The 18,557-nt window shown below is 70.6% G+C and carries 11 protein-coding genes; 5 read left to right on the forward strand and 6 right to left on the reverse strand.

What is annotated here, in order from left to right; all coding sequences use genetic code 11:
- Positions 1 to 18: 18 nt before the first annotated feature.
- The 4 genes from ACIGYR_RS20520 to ACIGYR_RS20535 all read right to left on the reverse strand — a co-directional run bounded on the left by ACIGYR_RS20520 (position 19) and on the right by ACIGYR_RS20535 (position 7,847).
- Positions 19 to 1,812, reverse strand: a complete 1,794-nt coding sequence (locus tag ACIGYR_RS20520; RefSeq protein ID WP_399597571.1) for an ABC transporter substrate-binding protein — start codon at positions 1,810 to 1,812, stop codon at positions 19 to 21.
- 101 nt (positions 1,813 to 1,913) lie between these two features.
- Positions 1,914 to 2,954, reverse strand: a complete 1,041-nt coding sequence (locus tag ACIGYR_RS20525; RefSeq protein WP_391840400.1) for an ABC transporter permease — start codon at positions 2,952 to 2,954, stop codon at positions 1,914 to 1,916.
- 565 nt (positions 2,955 to 3,519) lie between these two features.
- On the reverse strand, positions 3,520 to 5,427 hold the full coding sequence (gene typA, locus ACIGYR_RS20530; protein ID WP_391840398.1) for a translational GTPase TypA: 1,908 nt from the start codon (positions 5,425 to 5,427) through the stop codon (positions 3,520 to 3,522).
- A 131-nt stretch (positions 5,428 to 5,558) separates the two neighbouring features.
- Entirely contained in the window at positions 5,559 to 7,847 is a 2,289-nt protein-coding gene (locus tag ACIGYR_RS20535; RefSeq protein ID WP_399597567.1) for an ABC transporter family substrate-binding protein, read from the reverse strand.
- 314 nt (positions 7,848 to 8,161) lie between these two features.
- On the opposite strand from ACIGYR_RS20535, the gene ACIGYR_RS20540 reads away from it, so the two are divergent.
- From ACIGYR_RS20540 to ACIGYR_RS20555, 4 genes are read left to right on the forward strand one after another with little or no spacing between them, the layout of a single operon-like run.
- Complete coding sequence (locus ACIGYR_RS20540) at positions 8,162 to 8,452, forward strand: hypothetical protein (protein ID WP_391840394.1); 291 nt, start codon at positions 8,162 to 8,164, stop codon at positions 8,450 to 8,452.
- Positions 8,453 to 8,478: 26 nt separating this feature from the next.
- The gene (locus ACIGYR_RS20545; RefSeq protein WP_399597564.1) at positions 8,479 to 9,300 is read left to right on the forward strand and encodes a hypothetical protein; all 822 of its coding nucleotides are present in this window, start codon (positions 8,479 to 8,481) and stop codon (positions 9,298 to 9,300) included.
- 25 nt (positions 9,301 to 9,325) lie between these two features.
- Positions 9,326 to 11,296 (forward strand): fumarate reductase/succinate dehydrogenase flavoprotein subunit, encoded by a 1,971-nt coding sequence (locus ACIGYR_RS20550; protein ID WP_391840391.1) that lies wholly within the window; start codon positions 9,326 to 9,328, stop codon positions 11,294 to 11,296.
- Positions 11,293 to 12,063 carry a succinate dehydrogenase/fumarate reductase iron-sulfur subunit gene (locus tag ACIGYR_RS20555; protein WP_399597562.1) on the forward strand — a complete coding sequence of 257 codons (771 nt, stop codon included), beginning with the start codon at positions 11,293 to 11,295 and terminating at the stop codon, positions 12,061 to 12,063. Before ACIGYR_RS20550 ends, ACIGYR_RS20555 begins: the two co-directional genes overlap by 4 nt.
- 148 nt (positions 12,064 to 12,211) lie before the next feature.
- Here the strand turns inward: ACIGYR_RS20555 and ACIGYR_RS20560 are convergent, their stop codons facing one another.
- A complete protein-coding gene (locus ACIGYR_RS20560) occupies positions 12,212 to 13,618 on the reverse strand; it encodes a hypothetical protein (RefSeq protein WP_399597560.1) in 1,407 nt (468 codons plus the stop codon).
- A gap of 80 nt (positions 13,619 to 13,698) precedes the next feature.
- Here ACIGYR_RS20560 and ACIGYR_RS20565 point away from each other — a divergent pair, with 80 nt between their 5' ends.
- Entirely contained in the window at positions 13,699 to 15,441 is a 1,743-nt protein-coding gene (locus ACIGYR_RS20565; RefSeq protein ID WP_399597556.1) for a hypothetical protein, read from the forward strand.
- Between the two features lie 374 nt (positions 15,442 to 15,815).
- Here ACIGYR_RS20565 and ACIGYR_RS20570 read toward each other — a convergent pair whose 3' ends face one another.
- Positions 15,816 to 18,404: a SpoIIE family protein phosphatase gene (locus ACIGYR_RS20570; RefSeq protein WP_399597553.1), complete on the reverse strand. Its 2,589-nt coding sequence runs from the start codon at positions 18,402 to 18,404 to the stop codon at positions 15,816 to 15,818.
- Positions 18,405 to 18,557 lie beyond the last annotated feature (153 nt).

Here is an 18,557-nt window from a genome sequence, read left to right on the forward strand (position 1 = left end):
CCCGTGGTCAGCCGCGGATCACGACTTCAGGTAGAGCCGGTTGATGTCGATGAGGCTGGACACCGAGCCGTAGCGGGCACCGCCCACGTTGGAGCCGGAGAGCTGGAACTGCTTCGTGTACCACAGCGGAGCCGCCGGGATGACGTTCTCCAGCAGGTAGTGCTGTGCTTCCTTCCAGGTGTTGGCGGCCTCGGCCGGCTCCTGGGTCATTGCCTTCTTGATGAGGGCGTCGACCTTCGGGTCCTTGACGTGCGAGTAGTTCGAGGAGCCGTCGAAGACCTGCGAGCCGTCGTAGATCGGCGTGACGACCGTGCCCGGGGACGGCCAGTCCTGGCCCCAGCCGGAGATGTAGATGTCGTACGGGTTCTTGAGCTTGCCGATCTGCTCGTAGTAGCTCGCCGCGTCGACCTCCTTGGCGACGATGTCGAACCCGACCTTGGTGAGCGCGTCCTCGATGGCGACCTTGCGCTTCTGGCCGGCCTCGCTGTTGGCGTAGGCGAAGACGAGCTTCTTCTCGGACGCCGGGAGGCTCTTGAGGATCTCCTTGGCCTTGGCGATGTTGCCCTGCGGGGTCTTCAGGCGGCCGTAGGGGTCGTAGGTCGGCTCGTAGCCGGGCAGCGTCGGCGCGAAGTAGTTCGGCGCGACGTCACCGCCGTAGGCACCGCCCTCGCCGGCGATGAGGGACTTGGAGTTGACCGCGTAGGTGACGGCCTGGCGGATCTTGATGTCCTTGACCCGGTCGAGGTTGAAGGTCAGCTGCATGACGTAGGGCTGGTAGCCCTTGACCGTGCGCTTGCTGGCCTCGGGGTTGTTGATGACGTCCTGGATCTGGGTGGCCTCGACACCGTTGGTGAGCTGGATGGCGTTCCTGTTGTCGCCCTGGTCCGCGATCAGGCGCTTGGTCTGGGTGGACTCGGTGACTCCGAACTGGATGGTGAAACCGTCGGCGTACTGATGGCGCACGGAGTCCGTCTTCGGGTCCCAGTTGGTGTTCTTCACCAGCTTCAGCAGCTTGCCGGCCTTGTTCTCGGCGATCTTGTACGGGCCGGTGGCGACCGGCTTCTTCTCGTACTTCTCCTTGGTGTCGCCCTTGGCCGGGACGACGGCGTAGCCGGCCATGGCGAGCGTCTGCGGCAGGTCCGGACGCGGCTGGTCGAAGTGGAAGACCACCGTCTTGGCGTCCGGGGTGTCCAGCACCGAGGCCGGCAGGTGCTTGCCGTCGAAGCCGCCGCCGGGCAGGGCCTTGCGGTAGTCGGCGCCGCTCAGCCAGGTCTGGAGGTAGGTCGGGCCGTCGAAGATGAACTTCGCGTACTGGCGCTCGATGCTGTGCCGGACGTCGGACGAGGTGATGGCGTTGCCGTTCTCGTCCTTGATGCCGTCCTTCAGCGTGAAGGTCCAGGTCTTGCCGCCGTCGGAGGACTTGCCGGAGTCGGTGGCGAGGTCACCGGCGACCGACACGTCGCCCTTGTCGTCCTCCTGGAACTGGGTCAGGCGGCGGAAGAGCAGGTTGGCGACCTGGCCGGCGTCGGAGACGTAGATCTGACCGGGGTCCAGGTGGGAGAGGCCCGCCTCCTGGTACACGGTGATCGTGCCGCCGGGCTTGGCGCCGGGCACCTCCTTGGCGGGTCCGGTCGATCCGGCGGCGTCGACGTAGGTGACCGCCTTCGACTGGACCGCCGCCTCCTTCTGATCCTTCTTGGAGTCCTTGCCCGACTTGCCGCCCTCGTTCTTCGAGCAGCCGGTGAGAGCAAGGGAGCCGGCCGCGACGGCGATCACAACGGCACGCGCTGCGCGGGCGCGATGAGACATCATGTGGCGAATCCACCTACCTGTCGTTTGTTATCCGTGAGATCTGCCGGGCGCCGGCCGGACGGGCCGGCGGGGGCGGCAGTCACCCCCACCCAACGGACGCTCTATCGCCCGGACTTGGGGTCGAACGCGTCCCGTACGGAGTCCCCCAGGAGGTTGAAGCACAGGACGAAGATCACCAGTGCCGTCCCGGGGAAGAACATGAATGCCGGGTCCTGCTCGGCGTACCGGGCGCCGGCCGCGAAAAGACGTCCCCAGTCGGGTGTCGGCTCGACGAACCCGACACCCGCGAAGGACAGGAAGGCGATGCTGAGGATGGTGCTGGGCAGTTGATACGTGAACTGCACCAGGATCGGGGTGACGACGTTGGGCAGGATCTCCTTGCGCACGATCCGCCAGGGCGATGCGCCCGAGACCTTGGCGGCCTCCACGAACTCCCGTTCGCGCAGGGACAGTACGGTGGACCGCACCAGTCGGGCCATGCCCATCCAGCCCAGCAGCCACAGCACGATCAGCATGGCGAGGGCGCGGAAGTAGGTCGGCGTCTCCTCGCGGGGATCCACGAAGAACGACGTCACGACGGGCATGAAGGCGATGAAGAAGAGCTGCTGCGGGAAGGAGAGGAAGAAGTCGGTGCCGCGGCCGATCCAGTAGTCCGTACGGCCTCCGAAGTATCCGCCGATCAGGCCGATCACGACACCGGTGAGCATGACCAGGACGGTGATGCCGAGCGCCATGTACAGGGAGGTGCGCATGCCGTACACCAGCATGGCGAAGAGGTCACGGCCGTACTGCGGTTCGACGCCGAACCAGTGGTCGCCCGAGACACCCCCCAAGTAGCCGAGCGGAAGCCCGAATTCATCGAGGATGGGCTTGTCGGCGTAGGTGGGGTCCTGGCCGTACAGGGTGTACGGATCGGTGCCCGACAGCTTCACGAGCAGCGGCGCGAGGAGAGCGACGGCGAAGTAGCCGATCACCACTACGGCGCAGATCACGCCCGTGCGATCGCGCTTGAAGCGCAGCCACATCAGCTGGCCGGGGGACCGGCCCGCGAGCTTGACGGTCTCGGTCTTCGTTTCCGGCTCTGGTTCGCCGTCGACGACGACCGACGCCCCGCCGCCCTCGATATCGATAGGACTTGTCACGGTTCGTCCGTTTCACAGATATAAGTGTGAGAGGTGCCCGGGTACTCCTAGGGCGCGCGAAACCGCAGTCGGACGCGCGTAGTTCTACAGCCGAATCACACTGCTGGAAGTGACGAACCGACCCACCTGGTGTGCGTGACACCGCGCATGGGCGTTCCTCCTCATGACTCCACGTGTTCACCAACAGGAGAGGGTTACCGTCTTCCCTCCGACACCCCTGACGGAGGGTCAGACACCCCCTGGTGCTCGTGAGTCGGCGCTGTCCCCACAGCGCGAGACCCATTGACCCGAGCGCTACGCGGCTAACTATCTGCCATGAGTCAGGTGTCGACCACTGTCTTTAAATCTCAATTCAGTCACAGCTGGCGCGAACAACTTCCAAAAAGTGGACAAACTGTTCGCCGGGTGAAGGCCGCGAAACGGACGTGTTACATGGCTATCGGTCGGACATCTCCGCAATCCGGACACTTGACCTCGGAGAGTCGACCGCCGGTCACCGGAAAACGGGTTGCAAAAAGCCCGGGCATCCCCATCATGGGGATGCCCGGGCTCAACCGGCCGGGAATCAGCCGTGCTTGGCGCGGCTCGCGGCGCGGGCGCGCTCGCGGGCGTCCAGGTTCACCTTGCGGATGCGAACGGCCTCCGGGGTCACCTCGACGCACTCGTCGTCGCGGCAGAACTCCAGCGACTGCTCCAGCGACAGCTTGCGCGGCGGAACGATCGCCTCGAAGGAGTCGGCCGAGGACGACCGCATGTTGGTGAGCTTCTTCTCCTTGGTGATGTTGACGTCCATGTCGTCGGAGCGGGAGTTCTCACCGACGATCATGCCCTCGTACACCTCGGTGCCCGGCTCCACGAACAGCACACCGCGCTCCTGGAGGTTCGTCATCGCGAAGGCGGTGACGGCACCGGAGCGGTCGGCGACCAGCGAACCGTTGTTACGGGTCGTCAGGGTGCCGAACCAGGGCTCGAAGCCCTCGTGGATGGAGTGGCCGATGCCCGTACCGCGGGTCTGGGTCAGGAACTCCGTGCGGAAGCCGATGAGACCACGCGAGGGCACGACGAACTCCATGCGCACCCAGCCGGAGCCGTGGTTCGACATGTTGTCCATCCGGCCCTTGCGGACGCCCATGAGCTGGGTGACGGCACCCATGTGCTCCTCGGGCACGTCGATCGTCATGCGCTCGACCGGCTCGTAGGTCTTGCCGTCGACGTCCTTGGTGACCACCTGCGGCTTGCCGACGGTCAGCTCGTAGCCCTCACGGCGCATCTGCTCGACCAGGATGGCGAGCGCCAGCTCACCACGGCCCTGGACCTCCCAGGCGTCCGGACGCTCGGTGTCCAGGACGCGGAGGGAGACGTTACCGATCAGCTCGCGGTCCAGGCGGTCCTTGACCTGGCGGGCGGTGACCTTGCGGTCCTTCACGGCCGCCTTCGCGTCGGCGCCCTTGCCGGTGCCGCCGCGGCCGACCAGCGGCGAGGTGTTCGTGCCGATCGTCATCGAGATCGCCGGCTCGTCGACCGTGATCAGCGGCAGCGGGATCGGGTTCTCGGTGTCGGCGAGGGTCTCACCGATCATGATGTCCGGGATACCGGCGACCGCGCAGATGTCACCGGGGCCGGCCTTCTCCGCGGGCTTGCGGGTGAGCGCCTCGGTCATCATCAGCTCGCTGATGCGCACGTTGCTGACCGAGCCGTCGCGCTTGATCCAGGCGACGGTCTGCCCCTTGCGCAGCTCGCCCTGCTCGACGCGGAGCAGCGCGATACGGCCGAGGAAGTTGTCGGCGTCGAGGTTGGTGACGTGGGCCTGGAGCGGCGCGTCCTCCTCGTACGTGGGGGCCGGGATGTGCTGCAGGATGGTGGAGAAGAACGGCTCCAGGCTGGTGGAGTCGGCCGGGACCGTGCCGTTGTCCGGCTTGGTCAGCGAGGCGATGCCGTCACGGCCGCAGGCGTAGACGATCGGGAACTCGATCTGCTCCTCGTCCGCGTCCAGGTCGAGGAAGAGGTCGTAGGTCTCGTTGACGACCTCGTCGATCCGGGCGTCCGGGCGGTCCGTCTTGTTGATGCACAGGATGACGGGGAGCCGGGCCTGGAGCGCCTTGCGGAGCACGAAGCGGGTCTGCGGCAGCGGGCCCTCGGAGGCGTCCACGAGCAGGACGACGCCGTCCACCATCGACAGACCGCGCTCGACCTCGCCGCCGAAGTCGGCGTGGCCGGGGGTGTCGATGATGTTGATCGTGATCGGGTCCCCGCCGTCCTTGGGGTGATACTTCACCGCCGTGTTCTTGGCGAGGATCGTGATGCCCTTCTCACGTTCCAGGTCGTTGGAGTCCATCATGCGGTCGTCGACGGAGTCGAGCTGGTGGGCCGCGAACGCGCCGGCCTGCTTCAGCATGCCGTCGACGATGGTGGTCTTGCCGTGGTCGACGTGAGCGACGATGGCAACATTGCGAATGTCGTGGCGCGTGGCCATGGTGTGGCGTACTCCCGGTGTGTGGACTGCCCTGCGCGTACGTCCGTGTCGCGCGGGCCCTGCCGGGCTGGACACGCCACGGCCTCACCCCATGGTACGTGGCCTTCGCGGTAGGGGCTCGCCGGGCCGCCCTACCCCTTGCTCGGGCTCGCCGAGACCTTCGCGCCCTTCTTCAGGAAGCCCATGTCCTCGTAGACCGGTGTCTGGAACCCGAAAGCCCCGGCATTGACCACGTTCTTCCGTACTCCCACCAGCTGCGGGCGCTGGTAGAGCGGGATCGATCCGGCGGCGGCCCAGATGCGGGAGTCGGCCTTTCTGATCAGGTCCCGCGCCTCGTCCTCGTCCAGCGTGGTCGCGGCCTCGTCGAAGAGCTGGTCGACCAGGTCCGTGCCGACCCGCGTGTAGTTCTGTTCGACGTTCACCGAGCCGTCCGCGGCCGGGACCGGCTTGGCGTACACGGGCCGGGCGTCGGTCGCCGGGAAGGCGGAGGAGGGCCAGGAGTACAGGGCGAGGTCGTAGTCGCCGGCGGCGACGTGGTCCTTGAAGTAGCTCTCGTCCGAGACCTTGGTGATCACCGCCCGGATGCCGACCTGCTCCAGCATCGCGGAGATCCGCTCGGCGACCGAGTTCAGGGTGTCCGAGCCGGGCCCGGAGGGCAGGACGAAGCGCAGCGCGAGCGGCTTGCCGTCCTTGGCGAGCGGTCCGGCCGGCGCGGCGGCCGGGGCGGCCGTGCCCTTGGGGGCGTACGCGCCGGGCGCGCCGCCGTGCTTGCCCTCCTGCGCGAGGTGGTCGCCGGGGCTCTCGTGGTGCTTGCCCTTGCCGTCGCCGTGCCCGCCGTCGCGGTCCTTGTCGTCCTCCCCGACGACGTACTCGCCGTCGTCGCCGCCGTCCGAGACGTCCTTGTCGTGGTTCTCGGAGCCGGCCGCCTTCTCGTTCTTCTTCTGCTCCTTGAGCGGGCCGCCGCGCACCCAGCCGGCGTCGGCGAGCAGCGCCTGCGCCTCCTGGGCGTTCTGGTCGCCGAGCGCGCCGCTGTTGTCGGCGTAGGCGTCCTGCCCGGACAGGGCGAGGTGGCTGCCGACCGGGACGGCGGGCAGCCCCAGCGGGGTGAGCACCAGCCGCGCCAGTTCGGCGCGGTCCAGGGCGCGGGCGACGGCCCGGCGGACCCGCTCGTCGGCGAGGGGGCCCGTGGAGCCGTTGAGGGCGAGCTGGGTGTAGGCGGGCTCCAGGGACTTGCGGACCTCGACCTCACGCAGCGCCTGCTGCTGCTCCAGGTAGCGGGTGACGGCCTTGCTGAGCTTCTCCTTGCCGGCGTGCGCCTCGTCCGAGTCGAAGCCGTGCGCGAGCGCCCAGGAGCGCAGCTTCTTCACGGACGTCCTGCCGCCGCCCTGGAGCGGGGTGCCGGTGCCCTTCTCGCGGTGGGCGAGCCCGATGCGCTGGACGTCGGAGGAGGCGATCTCGGCGAGGTCCGCGCTGCCGTCGGCGAGCGCGGCGGCCCGCTTGTCGCGGGGTACGGCGTGCAGCACGATCTCGGTCAGCTTGGCGGGCTCGCCCCACCAGCGCGTGTTGCGGGTGAGCACCACGTCCTTCTTGGTGGTGTCGACCTTCTGCACCTTGAAGGGCCCCGCGGTGACCGTCAGCTTGCGGCGGGCGCCGTCGTTGAAGGCGTCGGGGGTGCCCATGACGTCCTTCGGGTACAGCGGGGAGAACAGCGACCTCCAGTCGGCGTAGGGGCGGGAGAAGGTGACCCGGACCTGGAGGTCGTTGTCGCCGCGCTCGATCTTCGCGATGCGGTCGTAGCCGGCGTTTCGGGCGGTCCAGTACGCGGTGTTCCTACCGGACAGGGCGCGCCACTGGGCGACGAAGTCGGCGGCGCCGATCTCCCGGCCGTCGCTCCAGACCGCCTGCTGGTTCAGCTTGTACAGCACGACCTGGCGCGGCTCGGTCTCGATGACCTTGGCCGACTCCAGGTAGGCGGGATTGGCCACGGGCCGGCCGTTCGCGTCGAGCCGGAACATCGAGGGCAGCACGGCCTGGGCGATCCGGCCGGTGCCGGCGTCGGCGTCCGCCTGGAAGGTGTTCAGGGTCTCCGGCAGGGCGTCCACCGCCCACTTCAGGGTGCCGCCGTCGGCGACCAGGTCCCGGGCGACCGGGGCGATGTCCTGCCGGGCGAGGGGGCTGCTGGACTCGTCGTCGGAACCGCAGCCGGTGAGCAGCGGAACGGCGAGCGCGCCGGCGGTGAGGAAGGTGAGATTCCGCCGGAACCGCCGCGGTCGGGGGTGCCCCGATGCGCCGTCGTGCGTCCGCGGGCACGTCGTGGCCGGTCGCGCCCCGAGGCCAGGCCGCTCGTCGATGCGGTCCCGCACCCCTTCGGGGCGCTGCCCCGCCGCGACCCCATCGGGGCCGACGCCGTCGTAGGACATCTCTGCTACCTCCGGGGAGCCACGGGCCTTATGCTCGCTTTTGTCGGTATATGGAGCTGATCACGTTTGGCGGTATATGGAGCTGATCAGATCTATGCGGCCACTGAAGAGGAAAGGATCCGGCAACAGTGGGCGACACGGCGATGACGGCCGGTAACCCCACCCGTGCGGCGCAACGCACCGGGCGATGCACCGGTACGCCCCGGCCAATCGCTGCACATCCCTTCACACAGGCAGGCGTGAGGCGCAACACTCCAAGGCGCATGAACGTTGCTGTCCATGGCCCGCCGGACCCGCGGAAGCGAGGGCAAGTCATGTCCGTGCACGACGACCTCAACGCTGTCCAGCGCTGTCTCGACGACCTCCATCAGTCGCTGGGCCGCCTGGAGCACCAGATCGGCAGCGGCGGCCTGGAGATACGCCGGGTCCGACTGGACGCCGACCATCTGCGCGAGAGCGTGGCACTGCTGCGGGAGGCCGCCGCCACCCCGGCCGCGCCACTGAGGCCCGACCTCGTCACCATCTCCGACGCGCCCTACGACATCACCCTGTGGACGGACTCGGACGACGAGGGCCTGGGCGCCCGCGACCGCCGCGCCCCCTGAAACCCCCCTACCGACCGGAGTCCCCTTTGGCTACTGGTACGGAACCCCAACAGAACACCGGCGGCGTCCGCAGCGCTACGCGCGCCGCGATCGCCGCCCCGCATCTGCGCACCGACCGCTGGTGGCTGGCGCCCGCCGTCACCGCGGCCGGCCTGTTCGCCTTCGTCGTGTACTCGACCTGGCGGGCGTTCGCCAACGCGCACTACTACGCGGCGCCGTACGTATCGCCGTTCTACTCGCCGTGCCTGGCGGACAACTGCCGGACCATGCGGTCCGGGCCCAACGCCGACCTGTTCGGCGGCTGGTGGGGCATCTCGCCCGCGATCATCATCCTGATCTTCCCGCTCGGCTTCCGCCTGACCTGCTACTACTACCGCAAGGCGTACTACCGCGCCTTCTGGGCGTCCCCGCCCGCCTGCGCGGTCGCCGAACCGCACCGCACGTACACCGGTGAGACCCGCTTCCCGCTGATCCTGCAGAACGTCCACCGGTACTTCTTCTACGCCGCCCTGCTGGTGGCCGGCGTGCTGACGTACGACACCGTGCTGGCCTTCCGGGACCCGCACTACCGGTGGGGGCACATGGGCCTCGGCACCCTGGTCTTCCTGGCCAACATCGTGCTGATCTGGGCGTACACCCTCTCCTGCCACTCCTGCCGGCACATCGTCGGCGGCAAGCTCAAGCATTTCTCCAAACACCCCGTGCGCTATCGGGCATGGCAGTTCGTCGGCAGGCTCAACGCCCGGCACATGCAGCTGGCCTGGGCCTCGCTGCTGAGCGTGGCGCTCGCCGACTTCTACGTGTATCTCGTCGCGTCCGGGGTCTTCGACGATCCGCGCTTCTTCTAGTGATCTAGTGAAGAGGGACTGATAGATGTCCGTGGTCGACCGGCAGGAGTGGGACGTCGTCGTGGTCGGTGCCGGGGGCGCCGGGCTGCGCGCCGCCATCGAGGCACGCGAGCGGGGCGCGCGTACGGCGGTGATCTGCAAGTCGCTGTTCGGCAAGGCGCACACGGTGATGGCCGAGGGCGGCATCGCGGCGGCCATGGCCAACTCCAACGAGCACGACAGCTGGCAGGTCCACTTCCGCGACACCATGCGCGGCGGCAAGTTCCTGAACCAGTGGCGGATGGCCGAGCTGCACGCCCAGGAGGCCCCCGACCGGGTGTGGGAGCTGGAGACCTGGGGCGCGCTGTTCGACCGTACGAAGGACGGCCGGATCTCGCAGCGGAACTTCGGCGGCCACGAGTACCCGCGCCTCGCGCACGTCGGCGACCGCACGGGCCTGGAACTGATCCGCACCCTCCAGCAGAAGATCGTCGCCCTCCAGCAGGAGGACTTCAAGGAGACCGGGGACTACGAGTCCCGGCTGAAGGTCTTCCAGGAGTGCACGGTCACCCGGGTCCTGAAGGACGGCGGGCGAAGCGGGACGGGGGGCGCCCCGTCCGAAGGCCGGGGAAGGGTCTGCGGGGTCTTCGCCTACGAGCGCGAGAGCGGGCGCTTCTTCGTCCTGGAGGCGCCCGCCGTGGTCCTCGCGACCGGCGGCATCGGCAAGTCCTTCAAGGTCACCTCCAACTCGTGGGAGTACACCGGCGACGGCCACGCGCTGGCGCTGCTGGCGGGCGCGCCGCTGCTCAACATGGAGTTCGTGCAGTTCCACCCGACGGGCATGGTCTGGCCGCCGTCGGTGAAGGGCATCCTCGTCACCGAATCGGTACGCGGAGACGGCGGCGTGCTGCGCAACTCCGACGGCAAGCGGTTCATGTTCGACTACATCCCGGACGTCTTCAAGGAGAAGTACGCCGAGTCGGAGGAGGAGGCCGACCGGTGGTACGAGGACCCCGAGGACAACCGCCGGCCGCCGGAGCTGCTCCCCCGCGACGAGGTGGCCCGCGCGATCAACGCCGAGGTGAAGGCGGGCCGGGGCTCGCCGCACGGCGGTGTCTTCCTCGACGTCTCCACCCGTATGCCCGCCGAGGTGATCCGGCGCCGGCTGCCGTCCATGTACCACCAGTTCAAGGAGCTGGCGGACGTCGACATCACGGCGGAGGCGATGGAGGTCGGGCCGACCTGCCACTACGTGATGGGCGGCGTCGCGGTCGACTCGGACACGGCGGCGGCCCGTGGGGTGCCGGGGCTGTACGCGGCCGGTGAGGTGGCCGGCGGCATGCACGGCTCCAACCGGCTCGGCGGCAACTCCCTCTCCGACCTGCTGGTCTTCGGCCGGCGCGCGGGCCGGCACGCCGCCGAGTACGCGCAGGGCCTGGCGCTCCGGCGACCGGCGGTGGACGACGCCCAGGTCAACACGGCCGCGGCGGAGGCGCTGCGCCCCTTCTCCGCGGAGACCGAGGGCGAGGCGGGGCCGCCGGAGAACCCCTACACCCTGCACCAGGAACTCCAGCAGGCGATGAACGACCTGGTCGGCATCATCCGCCGCGAGGGCGAGATGGAGCGGGCACTGCAGAAGCTGGCCGAGCTGCGCACCCGGGCCCGGCGGGCCGGGGTGGAGGGGCACCGCCAGTTCAACCCCGGCTGGCATCTCGCCCTGGACCTCAGGAACATGCTGCTGGTCAGCGAGTGCGTGGCCCGGGCCGCGCTGGAGCGCACCGAGTCGCGCGGCGGGCACACCCGCGAGGACCACCCGACGATGGACCGCGCCTGGCGCAACGTGAACCTGCTCTGCGCTCTCGCCGACCCCGCCGGCGGTGTCGCGGCGACCGACCCCGCCCGGGGTCAGATCCGGCTCACCCGCGAGACCACCGATCCCGTCCGCCCGGACCTGCTCGCCCTCTTCGAGAAGGAGGAGCTGGTCAAGTACCTCGCCGAAGAGGAGCTGTACGAGTGAGCAGCTACGAAGCCCGCTTCAAGGTGTGGCGGGGCGACGAACAGGGCGGTGGCCTCGAGGACTTCACGGTCGAGGTGAACGACGGCGAGGTGGTCCTCGACATCGTCCACCGCCTCCAGGCCACCCAGGCGCCCGACCTGGCCGTGCGCTGGAACTGCAAGGCGGGCAAGTGCGGTTCGTGCTCCGCGGAGATCAACGGCCGCCCCCGCCTGTTGTGCATGACCCGCATGTCGGTCTTCGACCGCGCCGAGACCATCACGATCACTCCGCTGCGCGCCTTCCCGGTGGTCCGGGACCTGGTGACGGACGTCGGCTTCAACTACCGCAAGGCGCGGGAAGTCCCGGCTTTCGTGCCGCCCGCCGGTCTGGGCCCCGGCGAGTACCGCATGATGCAGGAGGACGTGGACCGTTCGCAGGAGTTCCGCAAGTGCATCGAGTGCTTCCTGTGCCAGGACACCTGCCATGTGGTGCGCGACCACGAGGAGAACAAGCAGGCGTTCGCGGGCCCGCGTTTCCTGATGCGTGTCGCGGAACTGGACATGCATCCGCTGGACGCGGCCGGCGAGACGGGTCTGGACCGGGGACGCACGGCCCAGGACGAACACGGCCTCGGCTACTGCAACATCACCAAGTGCTGCACGGAGGTCTGCCCCGAGGGCATCAAGATCACCGACAACGCCCTGATCCCCCTGAAGGAACGGGCGGTCGACCGCAAGTACGACCCACTGGTGTGGCTGGGTTCGAAGATCAGGAGGCGGACGCCGTGAGGGACGGCGCCTGAGCCAGGTGGTACTCCGCGACGCCGCGCGGGAACCCCGCCTGGGGAAAGTCCCCGTCGAGCAGCCGCAGCGGACCGGCGACGAGGCCGCGCCGAGGTGCGAGGTCAACGGCCCCCGTCTGGCGCAACGGCCCGGCTCAGCGGACCCAGTTCCCCCGGTACGCCCGCCAGTCCGCCTCCGTGGCCGCGAAGTCGACGTACAGGGCGACGCCGAAGCGGGCGCGGTCGGCGTCCGTGCGGGACAGACCCAGGCGGACGCCGCGTACGGCGGCCGGGACCGTCTCGGCGCGCGCCCAGTGGCCGAACCGGTTCTCGTGGTAGAAGGGCAGGCCCATCAGCAGGTCGGTGCTGTCCGGGGTGACCTCCAGGGCGAGGCTGGTCTGCTGGGCGACGTAGCCGCCGTACAGGCTCTGCAGCGGTTGCATGGTGTCGTACGACATGACGGCGATCTGGTCCACGCGGCGGGCCACCTGCCCGAAGTACGCCTGCGACCACCACTTGGGGTGGCCGGTGGTCGTGCCCCAGAAGGAGTGGAAGGCGGGCAGCGGGTCGATCTGGTGGGCGGCGACGGAGAGCACCGCGCCCCGGGCGTGGGTGAGTTCGCGCAGGTCGTCGAGGAGGCCGAGGTAGTCGCGGTCACCCGAGTGCAGAGGCTCGAGGTCGAAGTGCGCGCCCTGGAAGCCGGTGGCGAGGACGGCGCGGGTGGAAGCGAGGATCGCGGTGCGGGTGGCCGGACGGCCGAGGCGCAGCCCGGCGGGGCTCTCGCTGGCCAGCTTGTCCCCGAGCCATGCCTGGACGCGGACGTCCGGCAGCTCCCGGTGGACGGCCGCGGTCAGCCAACGCGCCTTCGGGTACGACGACTCCGGGAGGGTGCCGTCGTGTTCCAGGGGGCCCGAGTGGACGTAGAGGTCCCGGATGCCGGTGTCGCGCAGGCGGCGGGCGAGCGCCTTGACGTCCCGGTCGGTCTTCCGGCCGTCCACCCAGGCGTGGCCCAGCCAGAGGGCGTCCTGGTGCCGGGTGCGGGTGCCGGGGGCCGGGTCGCCGGTGTAGTTGAGGCGCAGGGCCGTCTCGGCGGTGAGCAGCGGGAGCAGGAGGAGGGCGAGGACGACGGCGGCGAGCCGGAGGATCCGCCGCCTGAGGGAGCGGGGCCGCGACGGCGGAGCGGGACGGCCGGTGTCCGGGGCGGCGCCGTCCGGCTGGGTATCCGCTTCTCCTACAGCCTGCGCCTGCCGCGTGGCGACCGACCGACTCCCCTGGGTCCGACTTCCCCCGGTCCCGCTTCCCCCGGACCGGCTTCCCCCGGACCGGCTCCCCCCGGTCCCGCTTCCCCCGGACCGGCTTCCCCCGGACCGGCTTCCCTCGGTCCGGCTTTCGTCCGTCGGGTTCTCGTCCGTCGGGTTCTCGTCGGGCTGCGTTCCTTCGGGTCGGCTCTCGTCTGTCGGGTTCCCGTCGGCCTGCCTTCCTTCGGGTCGGCTCTCGTCCGTCCGGTTCTCGTCGGGCTGCCTTCCCTTGGCCCGGCTCTCGTCCGTCGGGTTCTCGTCCATTCCGCCCCCCTGTGCGCCTGGTCCCCCACCCGTATCCATCCCGCTCGCGAAGGCGTCTACCGGCCCATACGCTCCGAAATGTGACGTCCTCCCTGCGGGGCCGACCCCGGCGTGCCACGGCGCACATATGGATGCGGGTGACGCATGCCGTGCTGGGCACCCTGGCGGGAGCCGGGTGGCTGGTGTTGCCGGTGATGACGGTCGATGCCCATGATCCGGTTCCCGTGGCTCCGGTCGGCGCGGTGGCGAGCGCCGCCGCCCCTGACCAGGACGGGACGTCGGCGGCCGACCTCGTGCTGCCGCTGGTCGCCGGGGTCGCCGCCGTGGCCCTGGCCGGATACGGCTATGCGCGACGCACCCGGCGTGCCCGCACCCGGACGACTCCGGGGACTGTCCCGGCGCACCCGCCCGCGCCCACCCCGGCCGATTCCGAACGGCAGGCCCGGGCCGCACTGCGCATGGCCGACGACTGCGTGCGCACCAGCCGGGAGGAACTGTCCTTCGTCAGCGAGCGGTTCGGGGAGAAGCAGACCGAGCCGTTCGCGCACGCGCTGCGGGCCGCTGAGGCGGAGCTGTCGGCGGCGTTCGCGATCTGGCGGCGGTACGAGGAGGGCGTCCCGGAGGAGCCGAGCGCCCGGCGCCAGGCGCTGGTCGGGGTGATCGGCCGGTGCGCGGAGGCGGGGCGCCGACTGGACGCGGAGGCGGTGGCGCTGGATCAGGTGCGGGGGTTCGCCGCGACGGAGGAGATGACCGGAGGAGGGGCCGGCGCGGCACGAGACGTGGCTGAGGGGGCGGCCGACACAGCACACGACATGACCGAGGGGGCGGCCGGCACAGCACAGAACGTGCTCGACGGAACGGCCGGCGCGGCGCAGGACGTGCACGACGGAACGGCCCGCGCGGCGCAGGACGTGGACGGCGGTGGAGTGCGCGCGGCGCTGGAGGTGGCTGAGGGGCGGTTTCGGGAGCTGGCGGGGCGGGTGGTGGCCGCGCAGCACACCCTGGTGGCTCTCCAGGAGCGGTACCTCCCCTCGGCCACCGGGTCGGTCACGGGGTACGTCGAACAGGCCAAGGACCGGTTGTGGTTCGCCACCGCAAGGCTCAACGAGGCCCGACAGGCCGCCGACGCGGGCGACTCGCGGCGGGCCGCGCGGCAGCTGCGCGCCGGCGAGGGTGCGGTGGCCCAGGCCGGGGTGCTGGTGGGCGGGGTGGAGCGGCTCGCGGCGCAGCTGCGACAGGCGGCCGAACTGGTGCCGATGGTCTTGGCCGGTGCGGAGGCGAGGCCGTCCGGGGCGCGGCGCGGGACCCAGGGCAGCTCACTGACCCCGGGTGAGGTGCACGCCCGTCTGGCCCACGCCGACGGGGTGCTGGCCGCGGTGCGCGAGGAGCTGAGCGGCGGGCCTTACGACCCGATGGACGCGCTGCGCCGGATCAGCCGGGCCGTCGAGCGGCTGGACGGGGCGGTCCCCGGGGCGCGGGACACGGCGGCGCTGCTCGTGGCGCGGAGTTCGGTGGCGGGGGCGGAGGAGTTCGTCGTGGTGCACCGGGGCGCGGTGGGCACGGAAGCGCGGGCCCGGCTGGCGGAGTCGGTACGGGAGCTGGCGGCGGGGAACGCCGGCCGGGCGGACGTCGTGGCCGGGGAGGCGCGGGAGCTGGCCGAGCGGGACGTGCGGGCGCACGGCACCCCCTACGCCGGTGCGGAAGGGGACACGGCCGGGCTCGCCGGCGCGGTACTCGGCGGCATCCTGCTGACCGAGGACCTGGACGGCGGCCCCCCGGCCACCTTCGGCGGCCCGCGAACCCGCTCCCGCCATCACGCCTGACCGACGCATCCGCCCGTTCGCTCCCCTTCCCCGGGCCACCTCACACGCCCGGGCCCACCAGCCTCCCCGGATCACCTGACACGCCCGGGCCCACCAGCCTCCCCGGATCACCTGACACGCCCGGGCCCACCAGCCTCCCCGGGCCACCTCACACGCCCCGGCCCACCAGCCTCCCCGGACGCGGGAAGGAGTCTGACGCGCACTCGCCCACCACCCTCCCCCGGGCGCCGGAAGGCATCAGACGCACCATGGCCCAGCAGCCTCTCCCGGCCACGGGAAGGCATCAGACGCACCGTGGCCCTGCAGCCTCCCCCGGGCACGGGAAGGGGTCTGGTGCACCATGACCCACCACCTCCCCCGGGCGCGGGAAAGGATCAGAACAGGCTCAGTAGGGCTTCCGCCGGGTCGGTGAGGCCGCCTTCTCCGCCGGGGAGGGGCAGTTCGAACCACACCGTCTTGCCGCGAGGCGTCCGGCGTGAGCCCCAGGCCGCGCTGAGCAGTCCGACCAACTGCAGTCCCCGGCCCCCCTCGTCGGTGTCCCTGGCCCGTCGGCGCCGGGGCTGGACCAGCCCGGAGTCCCAGACCTCGCAGACCAGCGTGCGGTCCAGCAGCAGCCGTAGCCGGATCTCCCCCTCGCCGTACCGCAGCGCGTTCGTCACCAGCTCGCTGACCAGCAGTTCCGCCGTGTCGACCAGCGGCTCCAGGTCCCAGGAAAGCAGTCGGCCGCGCGCGTACTCACGGGCCCGGCCCACACTGCGCGGCTCGCGGGGCAGGGTCCAGTCGCCCACGGAGTCGGCGGGCAGGCCCTGCACCCGGGCCATCAACAGGGCGATGTCGTCCTCGCCGTGGTGGGTGTCGAGGGTGTTGAGGACGTGGTCGCAGACGTCCTCCAGGGGCCGGGCGGGGTCCGTCAGCGCGCCCACGAATGCCTGGAGACCCTCGTCCAGGGGATGGTCGCGGGACTCGACCAGGCCGTCCGTGTAGAGGGCCAGCAGCGCGCCCTCCGGCAGTTCGACCTCGACCTCCTCGAACGGCTCGCCGCCCACGCCGAGCGGCATGCCGGGCGGCACGTCCAGCATCAGCGCCGCCTCACCGGGCTCGACCAGGACCGGCGGCAGATGGCCGGCGTTGGCGAACGTGCAGCGCCTGGTGACGGAGTCGTAGACGGCGTACACGCACGTCGCCAGGTACACCTCGGAGAGGTCGGCGTCCCGGGGCTGCCGGGCGGTGCGGGTGGCCTGCTGGACACCGCCCGGCGTGCCGAGTCCCCGCGCGATCTCGTCCAGTGCCGAGAGCACCTCGGCCGGTTCGAGGTCGAGCAGCGCCAAGGTGCGCACCGCCGTGCGGAGTTCGCCCATCGCCACGGCCGCGCGCAGGCCCCGGCCCATCACGTCCCCGACGACCAGCGCCGTACGGTGGCCGGGCAGCTCGATGACGTCGAACCAGTCGCCGCCCACCTCCGTCGCCGCGTTGCCCGGCAGGTAGCGGCAGGCGATGTCCAGGCCGGACGCCTCCGGGTCACCCGGCGGGAGCAGGGACCGCTGCAGTATCAACGCCCGTTCGTGCTCCCGGCGGTACAGGCGCGCGTTGTCGATGCAGACGGCGGCACGCGCGGCCAGTTCGACCGCGAGGTCCCGGTCCCGCTCGCCGAACGGCTCGCTGCCCTTCGCGCGGGAGAACTGCGCGAGTCCCACCACTGTGTCGTGGGCGACCATCGGCACGGCCAGGATGGACTGCACGAGGCCGCCCTCCTCGGCGGGCACGTACTGCGGGCGGGCGGTGCGCAGGGCGTCCGCGCACGGTGAGTTGAACGGGAAGTGGTGCACCGCGCCGACCTCGACGGGCTGCCCGGAGCTGTGGAAGGGGGCACCGGAGACGGCGCTGGCGAAGGCGACGCGGCGCAGTTCGGCGCTGCCGTCGGCGAGGCCGGGCGGCGTCTCGTCGCCGGCCAGCAGGCCCTGGTAGAGGTCGACGGTGGCGAGGTCGCAGAACCCGGGGACGACCACGTCGAGGAGCTCGCGGGCCGTGGTCTCCAGGTCGAGCGAGTTCCCTATGCGGGCGCCGGCCTCGTTGAGCAGCGCGAGGTTGCGCCGGGCGGCGGCGGCCTCGCGTGCGGCGGCCCGGCGGGCGGTGATGTCGGTACCGAGCCAGGCGACGCCGATGGGCCGGCCGCTGCCGCTGTGCACGCGGTAGAGGTTGACGGACCAGTGCCGGCGCTCCTCGGAGCCCGGGACGTAGCCGGTCACGTGCATGTCGGTGATGGACTCGCCGGACTCCAGCACCCGTCGCAGGGTGGCCGAGACCCGCTCGGCCTCGCCGCGCGGCAGATAGTCGTGAACTCCGTTGCCCCGGTGGTCGTCCGGGGTCCCGCCGAAGATGGAGGCGAAGCGCATGTTGGCCCGGCGGACCCGCAGATCGGTGTCGATCAGCAGGAATCCGAAAGGGGATTGGCCGAAAATCGCCTGCGAGGCGGCGAGATCGGTCTCGATGCTGCGCAGCGTGCGGACGTCCACGACGATACAGACGGCGGCCTTGTCCCCCTCCGCGGTGCGCGTCGGCATGACGTAGACCTCGGCCAGCCCCTCCTCGCCACGCGCGCCGTCGAGACCGTCCGGCATCCGGAACGGCACCACTCCGGTCCACTCGCGCCCGTCGAGGATTTCGGCCATCTTCCGCTGGCCGCGGTCGCGCAGGTCGGGATCGACGAAAGCCTCTATGGGGTCCATGCCGACGGCGCGGGCGGCGGGGATGCCGAAGAGCTGCTCGGCGCGCAGGCTCCACTGGTCGATGAGCCCGCCGGGGCTGATGGAGAAGGACGCGACCTTGATGTAGTCATAGATCGAACCGGGCGGACTGCTCTGCCACATGGCGTCGCCAGGTGCCGCGGCAGCCTCCGCGGCCTGACTCCTCGCGCCGTCCGACGGGTCCTCGGACTCCGTGGCCTTCGCTGGTATCTCGCTCACGCGAACCGTCCCCTCCAGCTCACCGCGCCCGGCACCGGTCACCAGGGGCGGCTGCCCGCAGTATCCAGCACTACGGCGCCGCACGACACGGTGTTCACGATCACAGCTCGGTCCAGGTGCTTTTCGGACCGGTCCGTGACAACACTTCCACTC

The sequence above is a fragment of the Streptomyces sp. NPDC053076 genome, assembly GCF_044546845.1.
In the GTDB taxonomy this organism is placed as follows: Bacteria; Actinomycetota; Actinomycetes; order Streptomycetales; family Streptomycetaceae; genus Streptomyces.